This is a genomic window from Verrucomicrobiales bacterium, from assembly GCA_016793885.1.
GTDB lineage: Bacteria > Verrucomicrobiota > Verrucomicrobiia > Limisphaerales > UBA11320 > UBA11320.
This window is the reverse complement of sequence record JAEUHE010000073.1, coordinates 1-2,346: the sequence shown is the minus strand read 5'-3', so window position 1 is coordinate 2,346 and position 2,346 is coordinate 1. Positions and strand designations below refer to the sequence as shown.

Genomic DNA, 2,346 nt, shown 5'->3' with positions numbered 1-2,346 from the left:
GTACTTCAGCGATCTCAGGCACGTGGATACAATGTTTCGCTCGTCCAAGTTCGTAGACCATCAGGTGCGATTCGCCGAATACCACATAGGGAGTTCTCCGATAGCGTATCCCGCGCCAAGCAACGAGCGCTCCGATTCCCGCCAAGACTCCCGATAACATCGGGTACGCCGAAACGACGCACAAGATCAGCCCCACCAAAGTCAAAGCCACGCCGAAGACTCTGGCGACAACGCCGTCGCCAGATTTGAAAGACGGGTTCGACGCGACATCATTCGAGGTTGATACGGTCATCGGGGGCTTCCTTGAGGAGGCTTGTCCAGCCTCCGGGCAGAATTGGTTACGATGGTCCCGGGGTGACCGGCTGTGAGGTCGAAAAGCGCGATGGCCGCACGCTCCCTTTCATAGCGAATGTGGTAGTGGCGACCATCGAGAGCCATAAAAGTGAGGGGGTCAAAGTCATAAGGGAACCTGTCCGCGATGACCTTCAACGTCACTTGGCCTGGAGGGATCTGAAAACGCTCTGAGGATCGCCAAAACGAAGTGGGCTGAGCATTGATGGTGAAGACCTTCGGACCCCTATCCCGCCACGTCGCCCCGGCTTCTGCGGTCAACACCGCGTGTGGTGAATTCGAGCCGACGTTCTGAAATTGGTTGGGGTACCTGCACCCAAACGACATCAGTGCCTGCGCGCCAAGTGCCATCCATCCAAACGGGGAAATCCACTTCATGCGAGGTCAGGGTCAAGGCCAAGTCTCCTAAGCCGAGCCCGCTGCTCGTCCGATAGAGGCACGTTCAATCGCTGGTACTGTCGCTCGATGTCAGCACGCAGCCCATGGATGAACCCGAGGCTGAGCGCGATTCCGGCCTTCTGCAGGCCCTCCCGCAGCGGCGACGCAGGGTTCAAGCCATCGCTGATGGCTTCCAGCATCCCGGCCAGCTTGTGCAGCTCGATCTCGTCTTCTGAGGTCATGGCGGCTGGAGTTTCCCCCAATCGGCGGTTCGAAAGTACAGTTCACGGTCCACCAATGGCACACTCCGTCCCAGCGCTGCGCGCTGCGCGATCACCTTCCGCAGCCTCGATCTCTCGAAGCCGTCGATGAGTTCGCCTGAGTAGCTTTGCGGTCATTCCGAGAACGACGCATACCACCGGGAGAACACCGTAGACGATTGCGCGGAGCGCGACGAGTAGTTCTGCCGCGGCTTCCTTGGGAAGCCCTCGGTCGACACTTCGAGCCAGCTGAGGCATCATCCAACTCGCGAATAGGATGAACGAAAGCAGAATGCCGATGGCCCCATAGTGAAGCAGTTCACCCAACCGCGATTGGGTCGAAAGCGCTCTTCCGGCACGCTGCGGCTGGGGATCGCGTGCTTTCACATCATAGCCTCAATGAGATCCTACGTAATCCAGGATTTCGCGTTCCAGGATGCTCGGGGCGGCGGTGCCGGACCCAGCAGACAACCTGGGAAATCCCAAGCCATCCAAAACTCCAGATGCCTATGAGGATTCCACCGAGGTTGGGCCAGTCTTCGCGAATCTCCCAGTCCTGCGGCCCGGCGGATTTCATCAGGATGATTTGAATGGCGAACCACCCGAACAAAATCGAGATGAGGGTCCCGTGCAATCGCCAACGCCACGCGAGGAATGCGCTCAGCGCCAGGACACCGAGCATTAGGAAATCAACCATGTGTCGAAAGTAGGAGGTCGGCGCCGACGAAGGCCCCGGCTGTGAAACACCGCCATCCCCATCGGTACGCTCCCCGCACCGGAGCCGGAACCGTTTTTGGGCCGAACGTAAAGTAGCCGCCATCTCGGTAGGCCGACATCTTCGCAGTCCCGATCAACACCGCGCCGACGATCTGCGCCCCGAATGCCACCCAAAGAAGTGCAGTCCAGCCAGGGCCGGTGAGGTTGCGGAAGAACAGGAGGACTTGAAGCCCAGCGGCAACGAGCACCAGAAGCATCGTCGGTCCCCAATGCTCCGCTACGGCGCGCCACTGGTAAGGGGCGCTTGAATCCGAACCGTTCGCGTTCCCGGCGTTCATGTGAGCCTGGTTCTTGGGTGCCTCGATTGGACACGACCGTACGCCGGGGGATGCTTCCCGACAAGGCGTCGCCCGGCCTCCGCTTCCACGACATTTGAACCTCAGCCCTTCAGGCTGCGGTTCGAAAATGAACCCATGATTGGCGGGGCTTTCGGGCCAAATTATTTGGCAAAAATTTGGAAACGCGCCCCAGTGCACCAGAGCGCGCCAGAGTGCGCCCAAAATCCAGAGGTTTTCAGGAACCGTGCCAGAGAAACTAGGAAGCCGCTGAAAGGCAACGGCATAAGCCGTTGAGCATCAAG

General features: G+C 59.2%; 5 protein-coding genes. All 5 read right to left on the bottom strand.

Annotated elements, in window-relative coordinates:
* Window positions 1–288: 288 nt before the first annotated feature.
* The 5 genes from JNN07_09025 to JNN07_09005 are packed head-to-tail and all read right to left on the bottom strand — an operon-like array spanning window position 289 to window position 2,044.
* On the bottom strand, window positions 289–729 hold the full coding sequence (locus JNN07_09025; GenBank protein ID MBL9167868.1) for a hypothetical protein: 441 nt from the start codon (window positions 727–729) through the stop codon (window positions 289–291).
* Entirely contained in the window at window positions 726–971 is a 246-nt protein-coding gene (locus JNN07_09020; protein ID MBL9167867.1) for a hypothetical protein, read from the bottom strand. Before JNN07_09020 ends, JNN07_09025 begins: the two co-directional genes overlap by 4 nt.
* A gap of 42 nt (window positions 972–1,013) precedes the next feature.
* Window positions 1,014–1,376 carry a hypothetical protein gene (locus JNN07_09015; protein MBL9167866.1) on the bottom strand — a complete coding sequence of 121 codons (363 nt, stop codon included), beginning with the start codon at window positions 1,374–1,376 and terminating at the stop codon, window positions 1,014–1,016.
* 1 nt (window position 1,377) lies between these two features.
* Window positions 1,378–1,686, bottom strand: a complete 309-nt coding sequence (locus JNN07_09010) for a hypothetical protein (protein ID MBL9167865.1) — start codon at window positions 1,684–1,686, stop codon at window positions 1,378–1,380.
* On the bottom strand, window positions 1,679–2,044 hold the full coding sequence (locus JNN07_09005; GenBank protein ID MBL9167864.1) for a hypothetical protein: 366 nt from the start codon (window positions 2,042–2,044) through the stop codon (window positions 1,679–1,681). Before JNN07_09005 ends, JNN07_09010 begins: the two co-directional genes overlap by 8 nt.
* Window positions 2,045–2,346 lie beyond the last annotated feature (302 nt).